13 protein-coding genes are annotated in these 23,273 nt (G+C 48.5%); 5 read left to right on the top strand and 8 right to left on the bottom strand.

What is annotated here, in order from left to right:
• Positions 1 to 595: 595 nt before the first annotated feature.
• Positions 596 to 1,528 (bottom strand): carbamate kinase, encoded by a 933-nt coding sequence (gene arcC, locus ABC765_RS00180; RefSeq protein ID WP_006500909.1) that lies wholly within the window; start codon positions 1,526 to 1,528, stop codon positions 596 to 598.
• A 49-nt stretch (positions 1,529 to 1,577) separates the two neighbouring features.
• On the bottom strand, positions 1,578 to 2,579 hold the full coding sequence (gene argF, locus ABC765_RS00175) for an ornithine carbamoyltransferase (RefSeq protein WP_347952537.1): 1,002 nt from the start codon (positions 2,577 to 2,579) through the stop codon (positions 1,578 to 1,580).
• A gap of 290 nt (positions 2,580 to 2,869) precedes the next feature.
• Between argF and ABC765_RS00170 the strand changes: the two genes are divergently transcribed.
• Positions 2,870 to 3,712: a DNA-binding domain-containing protein gene (locus ABC765_RS00170; RefSeq protein WP_347963170.1), complete on the top strand. Its 843-nt coding sequence runs from the start codon at positions 2,870 to 2,872 to the stop codon at positions 3,710 to 3,712.
• A 36-nt stretch (positions 3,713 to 3,748) separates the two neighbouring features.
• On the opposite strand, the gene addA is transcribed toward ABC765_RS00170, so the two are convergent.
• From addA to cls, 3 genes are all read right to left on the bottom strand, one after another.
• Entirely contained in the window at positions 3,749 to 7,582 is a 3,834-nt protein-coding gene (gene addA / locus ABC765_RS00165) for a helicase-exonuclease AddAB subunit AddA (protein WP_347980458.1), read from the bottom strand.
• Positions 7,575 to 11,288, bottom strand: a complete 3,714-nt coding sequence (locus tag ABC765_RS00160) for a PD-(D/E)XK nuclease family protein (protein WP_347980457.1) — start codon at positions 11,286 to 11,288, stop codon at positions 7,575 to 7,577. The genes addA and ABC765_RS00160 overlap by 8 nt, the downstream gene beginning before the upstream one ends.
• Before the next feature lie 462 nt (positions 11,289 to 11,750).
• Complete coding sequence (cls, locus tag ABC765_RS00155; protein WP_347952533.1) at positions 11,751 to 13,220, bottom strand: cardiolipin synthase; 1,470 nt, start codon at positions 13,218 to 13,220, stop codon at positions 11,751 to 11,753.
• A 142-nt stretch (positions 13,221 to 13,362) separates the two neighbouring features.
• On the opposite strand from cls, the gene ABC765_RS00150 reads away from it, so the two are divergent.
• Positions 13,363 to 13,497 (top strand): hypothetical protein, encoded by a 135-nt coding sequence (locus tag ABC765_RS00150; protein WP_278768225.1) that lies wholly within the window; start codon positions 13,363 to 13,365, stop codon positions 13,495 to 13,497.
• Between the two features lie 39 nt (positions 13,498 to 13,536).
• Here the strand turns inward: ABC765_RS00150 and ABC765_RS00145 are convergent, their stop codons facing one another.
• Together ABC765_RS00145 and ABC765_RS00140 are read right to left on the bottom strand one after the other, a co-directional pair.
• Positions 13,537 to 15,660, bottom strand: a complete 2,124-nt coding sequence (locus ABC765_RS00145) for an ATP-dependent Clp protease ATP-binding subunit (protein WP_347980456.1) — start codon at positions 15,658 to 15,660, stop codon at positions 13,537 to 13,539.
• A 105-nt stretch (positions 15,661 to 15,765) separates the two neighbouring features.
• The gene (locus ABC765_RS00140) at positions 15,766 to 15,990 is read right to left on the bottom strand and encodes a hypothetical protein (RefSeq protein ID WP_033934622.1); all 225 of its coding nucleotides are present in this window, start codon (positions 15,988 to 15,990) and stop codon (positions 15,766 to 15,768) included.
• A gap of 440 nt (positions 15,991 to 16,430) precedes the next feature.
• Between ABC765_RS00140 and ABC765_RS00135 the strand changes: the two genes are divergently transcribed.
• The 3 genes from ABC765_RS00135 to ABC765_RS00125 all read left to right on the top strand — a co-directional run bounded on the left by ABC765_RS00135 (position 16,431) and on the right by ABC765_RS00125 (position 22,744).
• A complete protein-coding gene (locus tag ABC765_RS00135) occupies positions 16,431 to 17,684 on the top strand; it encodes an argininosuccinate synthase (RefSeq protein WP_006500899.1) in 1,254 nt (417 codons plus the stop codon).
• Positions 17,674 to 19,056 (top strand): argininosuccinate lyase, encoded by a 1,383-nt coding sequence (argH, locus tag ABC765_RS00130; RefSeq protein ID WP_347980455.1) that lies wholly within the window; start codon positions 17,674 to 17,676, stop codon positions 19,054 to 19,056. The genes ABC765_RS00135 and argH overlap by 11 nt, the downstream gene beginning before the upstream one ends.
• Before the next feature lie 772 nt (positions 19,057 to 19,828).
• Positions 19,829 to 22,744, top strand: coding sequence for an LTA synthase family protein (locus tag ABC765_RS00125; protein WP_347980454.1), 2,916 nt, complete (start codon positions 19,829 to 19,831; stop codon positions 22,742 to 22,744).
• 101 nt (positions 22,745 to 22,845) lie between these two features.
• Here the strand turns inward: ABC765_RS00125 and ABC765_RS00120 are convergent, their stop codons facing one another.
• Positions 22,846 to 23,268, bottom strand: coding sequence for an Rrf2 family transcriptional regulator (locus ABC765_RS00120; RefSeq protein ID WP_347980453.1), 423 nt, complete (start codon positions 23,266 to 23,268; stop codon positions 22,846 to 22,848).
• Positions 23,269 to 23,273: the final 5 nt, after the last annotated feature.

Genomic DNA, 23,273 nt, shown 5'->3' with positions numbered 1-23,273 from the left:
CAGCTCTAAAATATACATCTTTACCTACGATTTAGAAAAAAAACATTAAAAGTAGGTAAAGTTAGGCTGGCTGAATATACAGCGACCTACTTTCTGCCAAAAATCAGAGCATAGTAGGTAATCTCGGTTCCGTTTGCCCATCCTAGCGCTCCAAGTCTAAATTGTTTCACAAACTCAGAGCTCTGATCGGCAATAGCTGCTGTTCAGCAAGTCTTTGAGATTGCTAAACGGTGACGTCTCAATGACTGATGTCTTCTTGAGTTTTTAATAAATGGCTAAATTGAAGCTGGCTTCTCTAATTACTGTTGCACTTTTCAGATTGAACGGATTTAATTGCTTTGGATAAGCCTTAAGTCGCGGCCAGCCACGGCGACTCTTGATTAACGGATGACGCCGGTCTCATCAATCAGCAAGTCCAATTGCTATTTCTTTCTTCACTTTGCCGTCTATTTTACATATATTGAGCTGAATCCTTGATATCAATCCAGTTGGCAGCACTAAAAAAGTCGCCCCGCGTTTTGCGAGACGACTCTTTTTGCTATTGGTATTAATGCTTGGGAGACTTACGTCAGTGGATTTAAGGAGTTATTTTGAACTAGCCATCAACGATAACCGTGCCCAGCTTGCCAGCCAAGGCATCCTTCAAACCGCTCAGTGAAGTGATAATAGCTTCACGGTCTGGGTGATCCTTAACGAATGACATGCAGGCTTCGATCTTAGGCAGCATACTGCCGGCAGCGAATTCCTTTTCGTCGATGTACTTCTTGGCTTCGGAAATCGTTAATTTCTTCAGCGTCTTTTGATCTGGTTGGTTGTAGTGAACATAGACATAGTCAACCGCCGTCAGAATGATCAGCTTGTCGGCATCAATGTTGTCGGCCAGCAGTGCACTCGTCCGGTCCTTGTCGATAACGGCTGGCACACCTTGCAGACCATCATCAGTAAAGATAACGGGAACCCCGCCCCCGCCACCTGCAATTACCAGGTCGCCGGCTTCAATCAGCTTGTTGATACTGTCGATTTCCAAGATCCGCTTTGGCAGTGGTGATGGAACGACTTGACGATAGCCACGGCCAGCGTCTTCAACAAACGTGTAGCCTTTTTCCTTTTCGATTGCTTCGGCTTGTTCCTTAGTGTAGAAATCACCAACTGGCTTCGTTGGATTTTCAAAAGCCTGGTCCTTTGGGTCAACGGCAACTTGCGTAACCATCGTAACCACGTTCTTGTTCATCCAGCGACGGTGCAGTTCGTTTTGCAGACTCTGCTGCAGGTGGTAGCCGATGTAGCCTTGGCTCATCGCACCACATTCTGGGAATGGGAAGGCAGGTGCCTTGCCATTTTCAGCGGCGTAGTTCATACCCAGGTTGATCGCCCCAACCTGTGGACCATTCCCATGACTGATAACTACTTGGTTACCTGAAGATACCAGGCTGATCAAAGACCAAGCCGTGTTCTTAACCAATTCAAGCTGTTCTTCAGGTGTCTTGCCTAAAGCATTGCCCCCTAATGCAACTACTACTTTAGCCATATGCAGTTCCCCCTCGGTAATAGAATCAATTAATGATGTGGATGTTTAATTATTCACCAAGAGTGGCAACCATAACGGCTTTGATGGTGTGCATCCGGTTTTCAGCTTCACGGAAGACAACGGAGTGTTCGCTTTCGAAGACTTCGTCAGTAACTTCCATTTCCTTAAGGCCAAACTTCTTTTCGATTTCACGGCCCACTTCAGTGTCCAGGTTGTGGAATGCAGGCAGGCAGTGTTCAAAGATAACGTTAGGATTTTCAGTAGCCTTCATAACGTCCATCGTTACTTGGTATGGCTTCAGCAGCTTGATCCGCTTTTCCCACATGTCGTCGGATTCACCCATGGATACCCAAACGTCAGCGTAGATAACGTCCATGCCCTTGACACCTTCCTTGATGTCGTTGGTTACGACAATCTTGGCACCGGTCTTCTTGGCAATCTCGTTAGCCTTGTCCAGCGTTTCCTTGGTTGGTTCAAGTTCCTTAGGAGTTACGACGTGGTATTCCATACCCATAACAGCGGCACCCAGCATCAGAGCGTTGGATACGTTGTCTTGACCGTCACCAACAAAGGCGAACTTGATGTCTTGGTAGTTCTTCTTCAGAACTTCCTTAGCAGTCAGGAAGTCGGCCAGAACTTGGGTTGGGTGGTCTTCGTCAGTCAGACCGTTCCAAACTGGCACACCAGAGTACTTAGCCAGGATTTCAACGTTGCGTTGTGAGAAGCCACGGTATTCGATACCATCGAACATGCCACCCAATACGCGGGCCGTGTCCTTAACGGATTCCTTGTGGCCAATGTGAGAGCCAGATGGGCCAAGGTAGGTTACGTGAGCACCTTCGTCTTTGGCACCAACTTCAAATGAACAACGAGTACGAGTAGAACTCTTTTCAAAAATCAGGGCAATGTTCTTGCCTTCCAGACGCTTAGCTTCGTTGCCCGTGTACTTAGCCTTCTTCAGATCTTCAGCCAAGTTCAGCATGTATTCCATTTCACGGGTGTTAAAGTCAGCCAGGGTTAAGAAACTGCGGTTACGTAAGTTAAATGACATTTTTAAGTTCCTCCTTCTTAATTACAGTCTCTATCATAGAAACCGTTTTCAACAATCTTCACATTGATTCAAAATACTTCAAAAGAAAAATTTATTTTTTAGGTTATCTTAATCTTGATATATCAAGGAATGTAAACGCTATCTTAGGAATATGCATTAAATCGGTGCATAAAACATCACCGCTCAAAAAGGGATGTTGCTGGTTAAATAAAAATGTTAAAATTCAAGAAGCATCAAAAAGTTTCCAAAAACTTCAATTTGAGAACGTTTATGCTTTAGGAGGTATTTTTATGAATTTTTACATTGCTGACGATGATCCGGATACCATTGATCTGCTTAGCGATTTGATTGAAAACGACTTTAATAATTCAATCGTTGGGGTCGCTGATAATCCTCAGCAGGCCTATGATGATCTTTTAAGACTGCGCGTCGACATCATGCTGGTCGACTATGGCATGCCAGTAATGTCAGGAATTCAGCTGATTGAGAAGCTTAAAGCCGCCAACAGTCAACCGCATTTTATCATGATGTCTTCAGTAAGCGATGCCAAGACGCGGACCGCTGCCTACCAGGCTGGCATTGACTTCTTCTTAGAAAAGCCAATCAACCTGGCCGAAACCAAGCATATTATTCGACTCATTGCCGGTTATACGCTGATGACCGATAAGCTCAACCGCATCTTTGAGCTGGTTGGCAGCAGCGCCCCCTATCATCTGCCGCAGTCTCAACAGCGGCAGCAGGTTGACCGCATCAAATCAATTCTGCGCTTTTTGGGCATCACGGCAGAAACCGGCTGCCAAGACATCATTCGTATTATTTCATTAATGGTGGATCAAAAGCTGGGCTTCAACGACATTGATTTTGCCAGCGTGCTGCATTTTGACGCGCACACCAAAAAAATCGTCTTTCAAAGAATTCGGCGGGCTTTAAAGGTCGGTCTCAATAATCTTGGCAACATGTTCTTGGACTATCCGGAAAATGAGATCTTAATGGAATATGCCAACAACCTTTTCGGCTACAAAAACGTGCATAATGAAGTACTCAAGCTTAAAGGCGTTCAAAACAATGGCGGCCAGATCTCACTGCAGCACTTTTTTGACGGTCTGCTGCAGGAAAGCATTATTGAAAAATAGTCAAAATGGGACTCGGCAGCAACCGAGTCCCATTTTTTAGATCTCTTTTAATTCTCGCGTAGCCACCAAATACAGCCACCGATGCGCAACCTTTTGCCCTTCGACATTCTGCAGCGCGCCGGCGTACAGGTTCAGCTGCCCGCTATAACGATCAACGATGCGCTGTTCAGAACGTTCCTTAAGCGCTGCCGTTGATTGATCAACATGGTCGGTCTTATAGTCAAACAGTTCCAAACCATCATCACCGACAAAATAACCGTCGATAATCCCGTGAATCAATACGGGAGCATCCTCTTTTTCATCTGCCAGATTCTTAAAGAGCTGGGCGGCATTGATCAGCATTGAAAAAGGAGCCTCACGCCGCAGACTGACCGCATGCGTCAAAATCTGCCGACCCAGTTCGGTTTGATAAAAGGCCACGATGCCATCAACGTCAATGGCATCGGCCAGTTCATCGCTGCCTAGCAACTGATCCATTCTTAGTTGAGCGATCGTTTGGCTGACCAGTTTGGCATCGACCTTACCACTGCTCAGATCCAGTTTTTGAAAGACCAGGTGCGTTGCCGTTCCGATCTCAGTGGCCGAGGGCTGATGTTTTTGAGTCGTCATAAACTTAGGCTGGGCAAAATCATCGCTGCGGTACCAGCCGCTTGTCTTGACCTGCTGCTGATCAAACGTCAGCCGGCCCATTTCACGATCATCAGGGTCCTGGACGGCAAACAGCTGCTTGATGTCGCTGACTGCTTGGTAGGCCGTCGTCAACACTGCTTCAGGATGCGGATATTCCATTTCCACGACCTGCTTAAAGGCCTGCTGCTGGTTAGGCGTCAGCTGGGTTGCCGGCGCGGTCGTCTCCTTAGCCTGTTTACCACGCTGCGCCGCCAGATCATCAAGCTGTTTTTGAACCTGCGTCTGGTTATAGCGCTGGGCAAAGAAATCGCCTGCGCTGGTCTGCCAGGCGGCTTCATCATCGTTTGCCTCCATCCCCAGATCAGCCAGGTCAAAATCAGCTGCCCGCACCATTCCCATGCCGATCCAATCCAAAAGCGAATGGGCATTAAGCCGAGCTTGAGAACCAATAACGGCAGTACTGCTCTGCAGGGCCTTTTGCCAAGTCTTGGCAGCCTGCTTCAACCCTGAGCGGCCGGTACCTTCTTTGTTTTCATTGACTGAACCTGTAATGATCAAACGCTGCTGAGCCCGCGTCAAGGCAACGTACAAGACCCGCAGATCCTCTGCCCGGCTGCTGGCTCTTTGGGCTTCAATAATCAGGTTGCGCTGCGGCAGGTCATAGAGAATCTGCGGCAGTGCGTCAGGCGCCTGATCCGCGGCCTGGCCAAGATACTTGATTCCCAAACCCGCGTTGGCATCAATAATCGCCTTGCCGTTTTCATCCTTAAAGCCATGCGCCGTGTCGATCAAAAAGACCACGGGAAATTCCAGCCCCTTGGCACCATGGATCGTCATGACGTTTACGGTATCACTGGCAAGCTGTGCGGGAGCCTCGCCAAGATCCTGATTGCGTTTTTGCATGCGTTCGACAAATCGAATGAATTGATAAAGTCCTTTAAAGCTGCTTTCCTCATAGCCGTGCGCTCGTTCATACAAGGCATGCAGATTGGCCTGCCGCTGCTGTCCCCCGGGCATGCCGGCCACATAGTCCAGATAGCCCGTTTCTTGATAGATCGTCCAAATCAATTCAACCAATGAACGGCGCTGGGCAATGTTATGAAACTCATGCAGCTGGTCCAAAAAGCGGGCCGTCTTTTGATGCAGCGCCGCTAGGTCAATGCCATACGGATGATCATCAGGCAGCTTTAAGTCATGGTAGGTTGTCACAAAACGCTCCAATGCCTGGAAATACTGATCATGCCGGTCATTGATGCGCAGATAGGCCATTTCCGGTTCCGTCAGCCCAACGATTGGCGAGCGCAGAACGGCAACCAGCGGAATGTCTTGGTATGGATTGTCGATAATCTTCAACAATGAAACGATCGTCCGCACCTCGGTCGACTTAAAGTAGTTTTCCACGCCATGAACGGTCAATGGAATATTTAATGATGCAAACTCGTTGACCAGCGTGTTGTTGATTGACTTGGCCCGTTCCAAGAGCACGATATCGCCTGGCTTGATGTCACGATGACCATCAGGAGCGTCAGGATCAAAAATCTGTTCATGATTGTCCAGCATTTGGCGAATCCGCATGCCGACCATCCGCAGCTCGCCTGACTGACGATCAGCCTCATGACTGGCATTGGCGTCATTGTCCTCAGCATTGGCATCATAGAGCATCACCTCAACTGGCTTGACCTGCTCTTTAGGATACCATTTTGCGGCAAATTTCAAATGAGCGGCCTCATCATAGTCCATCTCGCCAACTTGATGATCCATCAGCTGACTGAACAGCAGGTTGGTAAAATCGGTTACGTTAGGCATGGAGCGGAAGTTTTCAGCCAGATTGATCAGCTCGCCTGGCGAATCTGGCTGCAGCTGATCCTCGCTGACAAACGTTTCATATTTATGCAGAAACATCGTCGGGTCAGCCTGCCGGAACCGATAGATCGACTGCTTGACGTCGCCAACCATAAACAGCCGGTTGACGCTTGGATCATGAAGCTGCTGGAGGATCTTTTCCTGCAGCGGATTGGTGTCTTGATACTCGTCAATCATAATTTCCCGATAGTGCCGCTGCAGATTCTTTAAGGTCTGCTTGCCGGCATTCGTGTCAACCGTCAGAATCTGGTAGGCATAGTGCTCTAAATCGGAAAAATCAAGCAGGTGCCGCTGCAGCTTGATCTGCTGATAGTTTTTGCGGTACTGCCAGGCTACCTGAACCAACTCATCAACGACTTGCTTGGCCCCTGCCGACAGCTTGACCAGCAGCTTGGCATCCATAAAGTAGTGATCATGCAGGCTTTGAATCTGTTCGCGCAGCTCGTTGCGTGAATCCTTGATTGCATCGTATGCCGCCAATGCAGCCGTTTCATCTTTTTTGGGCCGGCCTTTGATCGTTGGAAACATTTTTTTGGTCAGTTGAGCGCTGATTGCTTCCCAAGTACCGGTTTCGGCCAGTTTCAGCAGCTGCTCTACCCGCTCGGCATCGTCAGCCAGCATCTGCGAAGTCGTCGTCAAGTCAGCTGCCTGAGCCTGATGAGTCAGCGTGACAAAATCGGCATGAATCTGCTTTAGTTCACGCTGCAGTACCGGCAGCAGCTGTTTTTGGTAAAAGTTCGACTTGGTCAGCTCTTCATCGTTCAACTCATATAATTTAGGCAGTTGCCAAAGCCAGGCATGCGGGTCGGCCTGCGCGTTGGCAACTCGATCCAGTTCCATCACGATATCGCTCAGTGCGTCATCGCTGCGGTCATTGACAAAGTTCATCACCAGCCGCTCAAATGGTCGCTGACTGGGATCCTCAATCAGTGCGTCTCTGGCATACAGTTCTTCTCTAAGATCATCCCAGACCTGATCTTGCAGAAGCGTCGTCTCGGTTTCATCAGTCAGCAGGCGAAACTGTGGGTCCAGATCAATCAAGTAGTAGTAGCGCTTGATCAGCTGTTGGCAAAAGGCATGAATCGTACTGATGTGGGCAATCGCCAGCCGGTTGATCTGATCACGCAGATGACGGTTGTTGGCCTCTTTTTCCAAACGCCGCCGAATCCGCTCGCGCATGTTGTCGGCGGCTTCGTTGGTAAAAGTAACCATCAGCAGCTGATCGATGTTGAGATTGGGATCTTCTTTCAGCATTTTGATAACGCGGTCAACCAACACCGTCGTCTTCCCCGCGCCAGCCGATGCCGACACCAAAATATCATGGGTTCTGGCATCAATGGCGCGCTGCTGCTGTGGCGTAAACCTGGTATCACTCATGTTTTTCCCCCTGTGATTCTTGTTTCAGCTTTTCCTGTACGTCGCGCTCGGTTAGCAGAATGTCGCGATAGTTCTTTTGATCCAGCATTGGGTCAAAGCGGTAGATGTCTTGATAGTCGCTGTATTGCAGGCCGTCGCGCTTATCAAGCCGATATGGGCGCAAAGACGTGTCCCCCGCAAAAATCTGCGTCGCCGCGTTGACGATGCGTTCCTGATTACGCTGTAAAAGAGCGGCCAGCTGTGATTCATCAACCAGTGCCATGCCGCTGTTGGCCTTGATGTTGCCGTTCTTAAAGGCGCGCAGGCTCAGAATCTGCGGTTTGAAATTGTCAAAGCCCTGATCCAGATCATTCAGCAATTGCCGATCGTTCAGCAGGACCCCTCGATAGCGATGACTCTTTAATTCTTCAGATGCCAGACTGCCGCTGAGATCCTCCCATTTAAAGACGGGATTCTGCAGGTGCAGGTACAAAGCCCCGGCGATCTTGGCCGACTGCTGATTCAGCTTGAGCTGGTGGCTGAGGCTGTTTAGATATGACAGCATCTGCAGTGCCAAGCCATCATAGGCCTCGACCAGATTAAACTGCTGATTGCCGGATTTATAGTCAACCACCATCAAATAAGGCTCCTGATTCAGCTCAACGGAATCAATCCGGTCGATCCGGCCACGCAGATAGACCTTGTGACCATGATCAAGCGGATAGATCAAAGGCGCAAAGCTCTGCTGCCCTTGATCGCTCAAGTCCATCACGCCGAATTTCTGTTCCGTTACCACGTTTTTGGCGCGCGTCAGCTTGGATTGATCACGCAAAACCTTCGTCATCGTTTCGACCAGACGTTCCAGCTGTCGCTTGCGAAAGGCCAATCGCTGATAGTTCTGTGTTAATTGAATCAACTGCGGCTGCTGATCAAAGGCCCAAGCCATTGCCTGATGGGTGAGACGCTGCAGCTGATCATCGGTCAATTGGCTGAGTGTTAAGCCCTGCTCACTAAGCAGCCGCATGAAGCGATCCAGACTGTCATGGAAAAACGTCCCAGATTTATCAGCCGAGATTTCCAGCTCTTCTCGTTTTTGAATGCGCAGACCATATTTAAGAAAGTATTCATATGGGTTGCGATAATAGTCCTGCAATTGAGAAATTGAGGCATACAGCGTGTCATGCTGCAGCGCGGGTGCTATTTCGCCTGGCCGTTCACCGTTCTGCAGTGCCTGTGTTCGTGCATCCAGTGCTTCTGGATCCCATTGACCATACAGTCGTTCTGCCAGATCAGCCGGCAGCGGCATCGTTTCGTTGGTATAGTCAAGACTTTGCGCCGTCCAGTCGTAGCGCTTGACCTTTTGCGCCATCAGCTCGCTTAAAAAGTTCCAGGCCGCGCCCAATGGCTGATGATCATCCAATGCCTGCCGCTTAACCTGCATCAGCGTGCCCAATACGGCAAATGGCGCGCTGACAAACGGCCAGGCAGCTGTCGCGGTATCCTGGGGCTGGGCCATAAACGGCAGATCATCTTTGAGACGTTTCTTATCGGCATCCCAGCAATCAAACGCCATCGCCAGATCAATCATATAAGGCGACATGCCAAGCGGTTTTTCATCATTGCCGATCTGCGGTGCCGAAATGATCAAACGCTGGCGGCCGCTCATAAAGCCCAGGTAGTTTAAAAACGGCTCGTTGCTCATTTTTTCAACCCCGCTGGCTGGCAGAAACTGTTCGTCATCCAGACAGGCATTCAGCAGCTCGCGGTCCGGATCACTAAGCAGACCCGTGGCTGACTTGGCTTCCGGCATGACGTCGCTGGTTGCGCCCATCATAAAGACGACTTTGCGCGTGGTGGTTTGCACGATCCCGGTTTCTGAAATCACGACCTGATCCAAGGTTGATGGAATCTGCGAGTATTGCGCGGCCTCAAAACCGGCCATCAATAAATCAGCAAACTCATCGATTAAAAATGGCTGCTGCTGACCTAAAATCTGCACGTACTCGTCCAACAGATTGCAAAAGACCTGCCAGACCTGCTGAGGTTCCTGCGCTCTTGCCAGATCAGACCGGCTGTCGGCAAGCGACCATTCCTCCAGCCGCTTGACAACGCCGGCATTGACCAAAAAGCCGTACAGTGCCTTGGCTGCCGCCGCGCCGTTTTCTGCCTGATCAAGCTGGCTGAAAAATTTTTGCAGTCCGCTGACGTAATCCTTGACGACGTTTAATGGTGCCGAGGCATACTGATCGCGTTTCTGCATATCCGGATGGTGCCGCAGCTCTTCGGCATCGACGTTGGGATCAAAATGCCACTGCTGACTGCTCAGCCAATCATCACCCGTGCGGCCATACTGGAGACACCAGTTTTCCGTTTGGTAGACGGCCTTTTGAAAATATTTTCGCGTAACAGGCCGGCCCAGATCATCATGCATTTTTTGCGGAATCAGCAATCCAGTCTTCAAAAGGTGCATCACGTCACTGGTTGCAAAATGACGCTGATAAACCTTAAACAGCGCCTCAATCAGATTTACCAGGGGATGATTGTTCATCAGGCGCTCAAGGTCATTAAAAATCGGCACCTCATGCGCTTTAAAAACCGACTCAAGCATCGTGGCATAGCCGTCCAGATGGCGCGTCAAAATCAAAAAGTCCCGGTAGCGGTATTTACCCGTGCTGACCAGCTGACGAATCTTGGCTGCAATCAGATTCAGCTCTGCCACGCGATTAGGGGCCGTAAAGAACTGAATGCTTTGGGAATCTTGAAGCGGCGCGCTCGGCAGCTCATTCAGCATCTGAGCCTGAGCCGCCAAGACCCGATCCAGCACCTGCAGATCTGCAGTAACGCGCGGCTGGTCGGCCATCACGTCTGCCAGCTGCTTGACGCCCGGCGTTTGCTTGGCGAATTTTGACAAGCGGTAGTACTGACGTCCCGATTCATAAAACAGATTATGCTCATCTGGCAGCTGATTTTGGTATGGACGATCTAAAACCAGTGCAATCGTGGTCGCCTGAGCATTTTTGATCAGCGCTTGTACGATCTGCAGCTCACGAGCCGTAAACTGCGAAAACCGATCCAGATAAAAATAGGCATGCGACAGATCCTTTTGCTGCAGATACTTCACCAAAAGCGCGTCAATCTGACTGATATCTTGATAGTCGCCCAGTGCCTTCACGAATTCGCCGTAAACCAGAAATATGACTTTAAGCTTAGCCTGCCAGACGTCATCTAAGATCTGATGATTGTCTTTGGCCCAGGTCTGTGCACGTTCCATGATAGCCGCATAGTCAGTCGGTGCGATCCGAGCCGTCTGCAGTTCAGTCAGCTGCTGCGTCAGTTCCTTGATAAAACCTGGCCGCTTGATTTCGCCGGCAAACATCTGCATTTCATTTTGATGCTGGTTGACGATTTGAGCCGTCAGCATCGTCAGCCCGGTTGGCGAAAGCCGTGGCGCCTGAAAAGCCGGTGTGTCGCGCAGCAGGTACCACGCCAGCCGACTGAACGACAGTACCTGTACCTTCATCTGAGCATATGGCTGATCCGGATCCTGCTCAGCGGTATTTTTCAGCCGATTCAGCACTTCGATTTCGGTTGCAAACTTAATATGGTTGGGAACCAGGTAGAAGAACTCGCCTTTAGGATCAGCGGCCAGCTGCTGTTTCAGCTCAGCCAGCAGACCAGCCTGATGATCATACGCGGCTGTCCCTAAAATAAACTTTAAGCTGCTCATTAAATCGCTCCTCCGTTTTGATTGATTGACTTAATTTTATCATGCACCCCCGCCGTTAAAGACCGCGACTGTCAATTCTGTTTTTAATTATAATCAGTAAAGTTTGTGATTTTATGATCAATAGTATCACGAGCTAAAGATCCTTTTAACATCAGCATTTCAAGCCGTTTTAAAATAAAAAAAACAAATTTTGATTTCTTGGTTGTCTTTGTCAGATAAAAGTGGTTTAATGTAATTGTTACTTAGTGAGCAATAACTAAGTCAAGGTTAGGACTTCCATCCCAATAAAGTCATCTTTTATCTCAAATTCAAATCTCTCTACTCCATACTTGGTGGTTTTTAATCGCCTCAATGATAACTTTTTTGATGTGTCAGTCCAGCTGACGTCCTAACCCGTTGAAATAAAAAACACGATGGCCAATCCCTGGTCATCGTGTTTTTTATTGTACTGCCCATCCAGCATTACAGAATCGGCGAAAACAGGCGAGAGAACGTCTGCTTAAAGCGCAGCCACACTGGTTGAGCCGCAAACATTTCCGGCGTCATCACCTTACAGTTGCGAATATCATTGACAAAGATCTGTTCCAGTTGATCCGTGATGCGATGGTCATACATAAAGGCATTGATTTCAAAGTTAAGCTTGAAGCTGCGAAAATCGAGGTTGGCCGATCCAACTGAGGCCATCTTGCCATCTACGACCATGGTTTTGGCATGCAGAAAGCCATTTTGATAAAAATAGATCGTTGCTCCTTCGTTAGCCAATTGATGAGCATAGTACTGCGTGGCCCGGTAAACAAAGGGATGGTCCGGCTTGCATGGAATCATGATGCGAACATCAACGCCAGAATGAATGGCAATCCGCAAAGCATCCAAGACACTGTCGTCAGGAATCAGATAAGGCGTTTGAATCCAGATATGATCCTGGGCCGCGTTGATCAGCCGCAGATAGCCAAGCTTGATTTTTTCCAACGGCGATTCAGGACCATTGGAAACGATCTGCAAAGCGGTGTTGCCCTGCTTAACCGTAATCGGCGGAAAATATGGCCGATAGTGGATGATCTTGTCCTGGACGTGGCGCTGGGAGGCATTCCAGTCACGAATAAATCGCTGCTGCAATGAGTAGACGCCCCCGCCGATCACACGCAGATGCGTATCGCGCCAATAGCCAAACTTAGGCAGTCTTCCCAAGTACTGATCACCTACGTTAAAGCCGCCCACATAGCCGATTTTGCCGTCAATGGTGACGATTTTTCGGTGATCGCGATAGTTCAGCCGAAAATCAAACAAGTTGCTGTGCGTCATCAAGAAAGGTTCAGCCAAACCGCCATTTTGTCTTAAAGCATCATAAAAACTGCGCTTAACGCCCATCGATCCCCACGAGTCATATAAAACCCGGACCTCAACGCCTTCTGCTGCCTTCTGTTCCAACAGCGTACGCAGCTGATTGCCGATCTGGTCGTTATAGATCGTGTAAAACTCAATATGGATGCTTTTTTGGGCATTGGCCAGATCATCAAACATCTTTTGAAACAGTTTTTGCCCATCCGTATAGATATCAACCTGATTATGCCGAGTCAAAAACGCGTTGTCGATGCTTTGGAACAGCATGATCGTTCGTCGATACATGCGCATGGTTTGTTTTTTAGGCCGCGGCATGTCCAAAAACTGCTTTTTCTGTTCTTCAATAGCCGCGCTCAGCTCTAGTTCCGTTTGCGATTGGATCCGCTCCATCTTGTCCTGCGGCAGTTTGCGTCCCAAAAACGCATATAGAATAAAGCCCAGCACTGGGATCAGCGTTAAAACCAACAGCCATGCCCAGGTCGCGGCAATATCGCGCTTTTCACGAAACACCGTATAAAGCGCGGCAATTTCATTGATTATGATGATTCCCCAAATAATCAACTTGATAATCTGCCACGTCGTTAAAAGCATTGTTCTACCTTCCTTTCGCTTGCTTTTTTTATTCTAACGCACCTTTTGATTCGAACCAACAACTTAATTGCGCTATAATTTTTCGAAATATAGTTAAATCTGGCAGTTATTTACTGAAAGATTAAAAAAGGAATGAACAACCATGTTTGACTCAATGCCATTGGGAATCGGCCAGTATCATCTGTTTCATGAACTGTTCAAGGCCAATCCGCGACTGGCGATTATCGTCTTGGCGCTGATCGTCATTTTAGCTATCTACTTGAATCAACGCCGATAAAAAAAGAGCTGGCTTTTTGGCCAGCTCTTTTTGATTTGCTTATTCAGCTTTTGGTGCCTGGTAGTCTTTGTTTTCACTGATGACCAGCTTGCCATCCTGCATGTCGGCGCGCAGATGCTTAACGTCCAGGTGATCCAGATAGTAGTCGGTAACCTGGTCGCGAATCTGCTGTTCAACGACCCGCCGTAATGGACGAGCCCCCATTGCCTCATCATAGCCTTGGTCGATCAAGAAGTTCTTGGCTTCTTCACTGACTACAACGTCCATGCCCTTCTTAGCCAGGGTCTTGTTGACGTCTTTAAGCATCAGGTCAACGATTTGCTTGAGATCTTCTTTAGTCAGATGGTGGAATTCGACAATGGCGTTGAACCGGTTGAGGAATTCAGGACGGAAGTATGGCTCCAGCCGCTTGGTCAGGCTTTCTTCCTTGTTGTCGGCTGCCTTGATCATAGCATCGCTGGAGTAGCCGGCATTAGAGGTGGCAATAATGATCGTGTTCTTAAAGTCGACCGTATTGCCTTGTCCATCCGTCAGCCGACCATCATCCAGCACCTGCAAAAGCAGCGTAATGACTTGTGGATCAGCCTTTTCAATTTCATCAAGCAGCACGATTGAGTAAGGATGACGACGAACCTTTTCCGTCAGCGTGTTGCTGTTGTCATCGTAGCCAACGTAGCCGGCCGTAGTCCCAATCAGTTTGGAGACGGCAGTCCGGTCAGCGTATTCAGACATGTCCAGCCGAATGATATCGTCTTTATTGCCAAACATATCTAAAGCCAGCTGCTTAGCCAGTTCAGTCTTACCGACCCCAGTTGGCCCAACGAACAGGAAGCTGCCGATTGGACGATTGCCTTCATCAAAGCCGGCCCGGTTCCGCCGAATTGCGCGGGCAACGGCATCAACGGCTTCGTCTTGACCGATGACCTTGCTCTTGAGGCGACCAGCCAGGCCCTTAAGCCGTTCAATATCGCTGGCGCCCATCTTGGAAACCGGAATGCCAGTCAGCCGTTCTACCGAGTCAGCGACATCACTAGGCGTTGCCGTAACTTTTTCAGAAGCCGAGTGATCAGCCAGCTCTTTTTTCAGCTCGGCAATCTTGTCTTTGCATTCTTGAGCTTTTTGATAGTCTTCTTTTTCGGCAGCTGTGGTCTGCTCTTTTTCGATCCGCTTGATTTCAGCTTCAATCTCCTTGGCATCCTTGACTGGGTGCTTGGCTGCCAGGTGCGCGGCCGTCATGTCAACCAGGTCAATGGCCTTGTCCGGCAGACTGCGCTGTGGAATATATTGAACCGAATAGTCGATAGCGGCTTTTAAGACGTTGTCAGGCAAGGTTACGTTGTGGTGCTTTTCATACAGACCTCGAATTCCCTGCAGGATCTTAAATGTATCTTCCTTGCTTGGCGCGTTAACAACCACTGGATTGAACCGCCGCGACAAGGCTGCATCCTTCATGATCGTGTTACGGTATTCATCCTGCGTCGTAGCCCCAATAATCGTAATCTCGCCTCTGGACAGGGCAGGCTTTAAGATGTCAGACATCCCTTTTGAGCCATTGCCATCGCCAGAGCTGCCGGCACCAATGATCTGATGAATCTCGTCAAAGAACAGGATCACGTTGCCGGCTTTTTTGACTTCATCGACCAGCTTTTGCATGTTTTCCTCAAAGCTGCCCCGGTATTGCGTCCCGGCTTCCAGACTGGAAATATCAATGCTGATGATCTGCTTGTTTTTAATTGCGGCTGGTACGTCGCCGTTGACGATGGCCTGTGCCAATCCTTCAACGACCGCCGTCTTACCAACCCCGGCATCACCGACCAAGACTGGATTGTTCTTGATCCGGCGGCTGAGGATTTCCGCAGTTTCTTGAATTTCTTTGTTACGGCCAATCACTGGATCCAATTTGCCAGCCTTGGCTTCTTCAGTTAGATTGCGCCCCAGTTTGGCCAGCATGCCGCCTTTTTTAGGTGCCTTCACAGTTGGCTGCTTGGCATCTGCTTGCGGCAGCTTGCCGGTTCTTCGATACTGAGCGTACTCTTCTGGGGTCACTTCACGTCCATTGATCAGATAGCGGCGATTTTCGGTATTAAAGCCGTTCAAGCCGCCCATCATCTGGTTAAAAATGTCATTCATGTCATCGAATGGATCTACTGGAATTTGTGCCATAAGCTATTCCCCCTATTGTTAATATTCAATTGTAGTTCGCTAAATCAGTGGTCAATAAAAGGCCCAATGCTGTTACACTCGACCTCCTACTGCTACACTATGCGATTATCGCTCCAGGTAATGCTCTTCCAGCTCTTTTAACACTTCCCACATCTTGCGGTGCTGTGCCCGAGCCAAAGCATCCAAGTCGCGCAGATTCAGCGGTGTGGCACTGGTCTGCTCCTTGTTGAACGATTTGTGCAAGGTCGTGTAGCCGTAGCCGGATCGTTTGGACACTTGATAGATCGTCAAGTGATTCACGTCCAAATAATGCTTGATGTCGATTCGCACCATGCTCACTTCCTTTACGTTTTTTATTATATCACGTCTGTGTTATAACACAAGTGTAAAATACCACATTTGTGAAATATTTTTTTGTCAAATCAAAAAGGTTCTCTTCCTTTTATATACTCCGTTTTGATATCGCTTTCAAAAACTGCTGAATCAATGGCTGATCAAACTGACTGATGACGGCCTGCTTAGTGCATAAAAAAATGGATAAAAATTTTTAACCATTTTCTCACTTTAGCTCCCAAGGACGTGAAATACCGTACTGCAAACGTTTGGCGCAATTATGCATCCTTTAATCTTCTCTGTTTATCTTTTGAATAAAATCCAAAAATATAAAGAATTGTTGACTTTTTATTCGTTTTTATGTATATTTAATGACAATTTATAAATCAATTATAAATTAAGAGCAATCAGAAACAGAAATATCGGAGGAAGAACTTATGAAACAAGAAAAGGAAAAAATCGTTTTAGCTTATTCTGGCGGCCTGGATACCTCAGTCGCTATTGCCTGGCTTAAGAACAAAGGCTACGACGTAATTGCATGCTGTATTGACGTTGGTGAAGGCAAGGACCTGGAAGCCATCAAGGCCAAAGGAAGCCAAGTCGGCGCCTATGCATCCGTCGTTATCGATGCAAAAGAAGACTTTGCGGAAAACTTTGTCCTGCCCGCTCTGCAAAGCAATGCCATGTACGAACAAGAATATCCCCTGGTTTCTGCTCTTTCCCGACCTCTGATTGTTCAAAAGCTCGTTGCCGTTGCCAAGGAATACGGTGCTACTGCCATCGCCCATGGCTGCACTGGGAAAGGCAATGATCAGGTTCGTTTTGAAGCCGGCATCCATGCACTGGCTCCCGACATGAAGATTGAAGACCCAATTCGTGACTGGCACTGGTCACGGGAAGAAGAAATCGACTATGCCAAGAAGAATGGCATTCCCGTTCCAATCACCATGGAAAGCCCCTACTCGATTGACGAAAACCTGTGGGGCCGTGCCAATGAATGTGGGATTCTTGAAGATCCATGGGCCAGCGCTCCTGAAGACGCTTATGACCGGACCAACCCAATTGAAAAAACGCCGGACACGCCAGAAATCATGGAGATTCAATTCGCACACGGCAAGCCGGTTGCCCTTAACGGTGAAGCCATGCCACTGGCCGAACTGATCATGAAGCTCGACAAGATTGCCGGCAAACACGGAATTGGCCGGATCGATCACGTTGAAAATCGGCTGGTCGGCATCAAGTCGCGTGAAATCTACGAATGTCCTGCAGCTACGGTTCTTTTGAAGGCGCACAAAGATCTGGAAGACCTGACTCTGGAACGTGAGGCAGCTCACTTCAAGCCGGTCGTTGAACTGAAGATGGCCAACCTGATCTACAATGGTCTGTGGTACTCGCCATTAATGAAGGCCATTCAAGCATTCATTAAAGAAACGCAAAAAGACGTCAACGGCACGGTTCGGGTCAAGCTGTTTAAAGGCAACGTTGTCTGTGAAGGTCGGAAGTCTCCTAATTCCTTATACGACAAGAATCTGGCTACCTACACCTCTGCCGATGAATTTGATCAGGAAGCTGCTGGTGGCTTCATCAAGCTTTGGGAACTGCCTGACAAGGTCTATGCTCAAGTGCAGGCCAATGCTGCCAAGAACCAATCTGAACCTAGCGTAAAGGGGGAAACCATCAGTGCCGATTAAGCGGATGTGGGGTGGACGGTTTGAAGAGTCTGGCTCCGATTTGGTAAATAAATTCGGGGCTTCAATCACCTTTGACCAAGAGATGGCCCAAGAAGACATTCAAGGATCATTGGCCCACGTCAAGATGCTTAAGGCAACCAAGATCCTTGACGCTGCCGACGCCGATGCCATCATCAAAGGCCTGGAGACGCTTGATGAAAAGCTGAAGCAAGGCAAACTGTCCTTCAATATTGAAAATGAAGACATTCATATGAACATTGAGGCACTCTTGACGGCAGAAATCGGTCCGGTAGCCGGCAAGCTGCACACTGGGCGGAGTCGAAACGACCAGGTTGCCACTGATCTGCATCTGTACGTCAAAGAGCGGCTGCCTCAAGTAATCGCGGCCATCAAAAAGCTGCAGCAGGTCCTGGTTGACAAGGCCAGCGACAATGTTGAAACCATCATGCCGGGTTATACTCACATGCAGCATGCCCAGCCGATCTCATATGGTCATTATCTGATGGCATATTTCCAGATGCTGCAGCGTGACGCTGAACGATTCAAATTCAACATGCAGCATACCGACGTCTCTCCGTTGGGCGCGGCGGCTTTGGCGGGAACGACTTTTCCAATCGATCGTCAATTGAGTGCGAAGTACCTTGGTTTCTCAGATATTTATCACAACTCGCTGGACGCGGTATCTGATCGTGACTTTGTCTTAGAATTTCTCAGCAGCGCCAGCATTTTGATGATGCACCTGTCGCGGATGTGCGAGGAATTGATCTACTGGTGCAGCTATGAATTCGGCTATATTGAGCTTTCAGATGCCTACTCCACAGGCAGCTCGATCATGCCGCAAAAGAAAAATCCCGATACGGCAGAACTGATTCGGGGCAAGACTGGTCGGGTTTATGGCGACTTGATGGGACTTTTGACCACCATGAAGGGCCTGCCGCTCGCATACAATAAAGACATGCAAGAAGACAAGGAAGGCGTTTTTGATGCCGTCAAAACCATCATCCCTAGTCTCAAGATCATGGCCGGCATGGTTGAAACGTTGAAAGTCAACCGAGACAAGATGGAACATGCCGTCCACAATGATTTTTCAAATGCTACTGAGCTGGCGGACTATCTGGCCAGCAAAGGCATTCCATTTAGACAGGCTCACGAAATCGTTGGCGAGCTGGTCTTAAAGGGATTGAAGACCGGTAAGAACCTTAGCGATATCAGCTTAGCGGAATATCAAAAGATCAGTCCTTTGATCACTGAAGACGTCTATCACGTGCTGCAGCCAAAAGTAGCCGTTGAACGACGGAATTCAGCAGGCGGAACTGGCTTTGCTCAAGTCGAGGCCCAGATCAAAGCTGCCAAAGAACTATTAAAAGATTAAGCAAAGTCCTGCAAGACTCATGAAGTTTTGCAGGACTTTTTATGTTTTAGCGATCATTTGCAGAAATTCATTTATAAACGTGCCCCAAAGTACTGCCTATACGCATGACCACGACAATCGTTAACAGCTTTGCCCAGATTCAACAAAGCAGGCGAGAATTCGTAACTAGTCAAGGCAGCAGACTGTGTAAGTTTGGTCGGATGTCAGTCAGAAAAGCCGCCGCTCAACGTCATTAGCTGTTATTATGCAAAAAATCCTGCATAATGACTGCCGAAAAAAACTGATTACCTACTTTTTTCAAAAAAGCGATGCATAGTAGGTAAAAATCAATGTATATCGAGTTAGGGATCCCTAACACTACCTACTATTTGATAAAAATAGCCCAATAGTAGGTAATTCACAAAGTCGGTCTAACCCAATCATCCCATAAATATACATTTTTACCTACTATTTTTAAAAAAGCCGTCAAAAGTAGGTAAAGTTAAGCCGGCCTAGTATGCAACTACCTCCTTCTGACAAAAAAACGCGGCATCGTAGGTAATTTCAGCCCTCTAGCCAGTCAGAAGCTGATTTTCTTCACAAAGCCATCCTTTAGCAGGCTCCTTAATCATCATCCAATAATACCTAACCGCCATTTCATTTGTTATATCGAAACATTAAACGTTTTAAATACTCCAGTAAGACACTTATTGGGGCTTTGTCGATTGATTTTTACTGACTAATCCGTTTCGATATTATATGAGGATATTTGACAACGTTAGGGAGATCTAAATTGAAGTTAAAGAAATCAAACATCAACTGGTTCAGCATTCTTTGGCTAACGGTCCTTTTGATCACGACAGTCGCGGTCAGCACTACCGCTCGCCAAATGCTTTCTCATACTGCTGGCCAGTCTTTTTTATTTTTGTGGCTGATTAAAAACGCGGCTGCTTTGAGTGTCTTGATTCTGCCAATGATGCTGGGAGCTTTTGACATCAAGATTCCGCATCGGCAAACCGCCGTGATTCTATTAGCGGGGACCGGCCTGATCCTGTATGGCGTGGCTAATCACCTTCCACAGCCGGCTGTTTTGGAAAGCGTCCCTTCTGCTGAGCGCTACGTCGTCCAAAACATCTTTGTGACCTGGCTGGCCTATTTGACACTGCTGCTTTTCTCTCCCTGGCTGAAAAAGCGGCTGCATCAATTCACAATCAAACAGCGTCGGCATACTTTGCTTATCTTGACGCTGGCGATTTGGCTGCTCAATCTCAACCATGCCGTGGGGGTCTTGGGGCTGGCAGGCGGCAGCAGTTTTTTATGGTTTGGCTACCTTTTTGCCATGGGAGATTGGCTGGGCAGCGATCAGGCACTGCTGCAGCCATTGAAGACCGGCTGGCTGATGATTGGCGATCTGCTGGTCTTTTTGGCAATGTGTCTGGCTGCCTGGTTCAACATCAATCAGCTGACCTATAATCCGCATGATGGTCTGCTTTTGACCACTCACTATCAAGTCGCCATCAACGCCTTTCAAAATACCTACCTGGCAATGGCAATCCTGGTCATCATCACGCTGGTCAAGCTGCTGTCATCACGATCGTTAAGCAGCTTTTATGCCATTTTAGGCGGTTTGATGCTTAATCTGCTGGCCATTCCCAAACTATTCGTGCCGTTCTTAAAGTATCAGCCGCGCTGGCACCTGTTGATTGCTATTGCAGCAGGCTGGGCCGTCAGCTGGGGCCTGGCCGTTTTGCTCAGTCAGTGGACGACCCGCTTTGACTGGCAGCTTAAGCTTGATTTAGGCGCTGGCTGGGACGTTTTAAAGAAAACTTTTGCCAAATGCTGGCCATTTCTATTGACTGCCGCCGTTATCTGGGGAATGACGATCTGGTCGTTTGGCTACCTGTGGAACTGGCAGCTCAACATGCTGCAGTGGATCATCACGGATCATAATGCCATCGTCTGGGCCAACGTAATGATCATGATGGCCCTGGCTGGAATTTTAATGGCCTTGACCAATCGCTGGTGGCTCAGCAGTGCTTTAACGATCATTATCTATGGCGGCTGGCTGACTGCCTCGCTGCTTAAGATTCAAGCACGGGCTGAGCCGATTCTGCCAACTGACCTGGCTACGCTAACCGCACCTAAAGAAATGCTGGGCATGGTCGAGCCAACGATTCTGCTGGCCGCGGGTGTGGTCGTCATCGTTCTGCTTAGCTTTGCCGTGGCAATCGAGATTCGTCATGGCCGAAAATACCGCCTTAAGATTCAGTGGCGCTATCTGATCGGTGCGGCTGCCATCCTTTATCTAAGCGGTTTTGCCTTTATCAATCACACCAATTCGCCAACCTATCGCTGGGCTGAGAAAGTCGATGACACGCCTTATTTTTACGCGCAGCTGCGTGGTGCCAAGGTTAACGGTACGCTCCTGCAGTTTGCCAATAACGTTGACGTTCGCGTAATGGACAAACCCAAGGGATATTCAAAAGACCGCATGGAAAAAATCGGTCAAAAATATCGTCAGCAGGCTAAAATCATCAACCGGCAGCGAACTCACGCCAGCGTTGGCAATCAGCGGCTCGTCTTTATCTTAAGCGAGAGTTTTGCTGATCCGCGCCGCGTGCCGGATCTAAAAGTCAGCGGCAACCCACTGCCTTATCTGGACCAGCTCAAGCATCGTACGACCAGCGGCTTGATGATCAGCACTGGTTATGGCGGCGGGACGGCCAATATGGAATATCAAGCCTTGACCGGACTTTCAATCGTCAACTTCTCGCCAACCATGCCAACGCCATATTCGCAGCTGGTTCCCTATCAAAAACGCGCCGTATCCATCAATCAGCTGTTTTCTTACAGTGATGGAATTCATCCGTTTACCGCCAACCTATACAGCCGCGTAAAAGTCTATCGCAAATTCGGTTTCAACCGTTTCTATCATCTTGATGGCGGCAGCCGGCTTTCCTATACGCATAAGATCGACAACAGTCCCCGCATTGACGACTGGTCCGCCTATCAGCAGGTATTGTTAAATCTTAGGAATCATCATGGCAACCAGTTCATCCAATTGGCCACCATGCAAAACCATATGCCATACGACAATTTCTATCATCACAACAACTACAAGGTCAGCGGAACGGCCTATCGAACTCCTCAGGCTCAGCAGCAGATCGAGACCTACACGCAGGGCATTCACTATACTGACGAGGCACTGAAAAAATTCATCAGCCGGTTAGACCAAAGCAGCCAGCCGACCACCGTTGTCTGGTATGGCGACCATCTGCCCGGTATCTACAATGGCGTTTCGATGGCTGAGCATGGTTTGGTGATGCACGAAACCGACTACTTTATCTACAGCAATCCAGCTGCTCAAAAGATCAATCACAGCCGCGTTGACAAAACCAAAATCGTCAGTCCAAACGAGTTTATCCCAATGGCAATGGCGCAGATGGATCTCAAGGTTTCACCATACTACGCGCTCTTGACCCAGGTTCATGAAAAGCTGCCGGCCATTACGCTGGATACCAACGTTCACAGTCACAGCAACCGTCCGCACAGCACGGCCGTTGAATACGTCGATCAAGACGGCCTGCAGACGACGCTTTCTCTAAAGCAGATGCGGCTGTTTGATGACTATCGCATGGTTCAGTATGATCTGACGGCTGGGCACCATTATCTGCTGCATGACTGGTTTATGCTTAAGGTGCCGCATTAATCTGACTGCTCAACCATCACCAAATCAGATCAAGACAGATGCCGAGAAAACGCGTTTCCGCTCTTGCTAAAAAAGACGCCCAATTATTGAGCGCCTTTTTTTTATTCGATTCGATCAGCCACCTCGTCAACGACATCCTGCAGCGTAATCTGCTTCATCATGGCTTCTGCGGCTGCTTGAATCTGATCATAGGCCTTGCCTAGTACCGGCTGAATGTTTTTGCCGACTGGACACTGCTGATTGGTCTGTTCGTCAACATGCAGCAGATGATGGTTTTCTTCAACTGCGTAATACACATCCAACAGCGTGATCTCAGCTGCCGAGCGACTCAGCTGTGGTGCCGGAGCGTCGGACTTGGGCTTGAGAATGCCGGCCTTGACCATTTTGGCAATCAGACTGCGAATCAGACTGGGATTGGCATCCACGCTGGCGGCCAGATCCTGACTGCTGATTTTTTGCCCATGATAGATTTCCAGATAGGTCAGAATATGCACGGCATCACTTAAACGATGAGAATATTTCATAATTC

The sequence above is a fragment of the Limosilactobacillus sp. WILCCON 0051 genome, assembly GCF_039955095.1.
Lineage (GTDB): Bacteria > Bacillota > Bacilli > Lactobacillales > Lactobacillaceae > Limosilactobacillus > Limosilactobacillus allomucosae.
Note: the sequence above shows the minus strand (reverse complement) of the source record. Positions and strands in the feature narration are given on the sequence as shown.

Bases quoted from the DNA above. Each gene is read 5' to 3' on its own strand.
- arcC (WP_006500909.1), bottom strand. From the start codon at position 1,528: ATGGCTAAAGTAGTAGTTGCATTAGGGGGCAATGCTTTAGGCAAGACA.
- argF (WP_347952537.1), bottom strand. From the start codon at position 2,579: ATGTCATTTAACTTACGTAACCGCAGTTTCTTAACCCTGGCTGACTTT.
- ABC765_RS00170 (WP_347963170.1), top strand. From the start codon at position 2,870: ATGAATTTTTACATTGCTGACGATGATCCGGATACCATTGATCTGCTT.
- addA (WP_347980458.1), bottom strand. From the start codon at position 7,582: ATGAGTGATACCAGGTTTACGCCACAGCAGCAGCGCGCCATTGATGCC.
- ABC765_RS00160 (WP_347980457.1), bottom strand. From the start codon at position 11,288: ATGAGCAGCTTAAAGTTTATTTTAGGGACAGCCGCGTATGATCATCAG.
- cls (WP_347952533.1), bottom strand. From the start codon at position 13,220: ATGCTTTTAACGACGTGGCAGATTATCAAGTTGATTATTTGGGGAATC.
- ABC765_RS00150 (WP_278768225.1), top strand. From the start codon at position 13,363: ATGTTTGACTCAATGCCATTGGGAATCGGCCAGTATCATCTGTTTCAT.
- ABC765_RS00145 (WP_347980456.1), bottom strand. From the start codon at position 15,660: ATGGCACAAATTCCAGTAGATCCATTCGATGACATGAATGACATTTTT.
- ABC765_RS00135 (WP_006500899.1), top strand. From the start codon at position 16,431: ATGAAACAAGAAAAGGAAAAAATCGTTTTAGCTTATTCTGGCGGCCTG.
- ABC765_RS00120 (WP_347980453.1), bottom strand. From the start codon at position 23,268: ATGAAATATTCTCATCGTTTAAGTGATGCCGTGCATATTCTGACCTAT.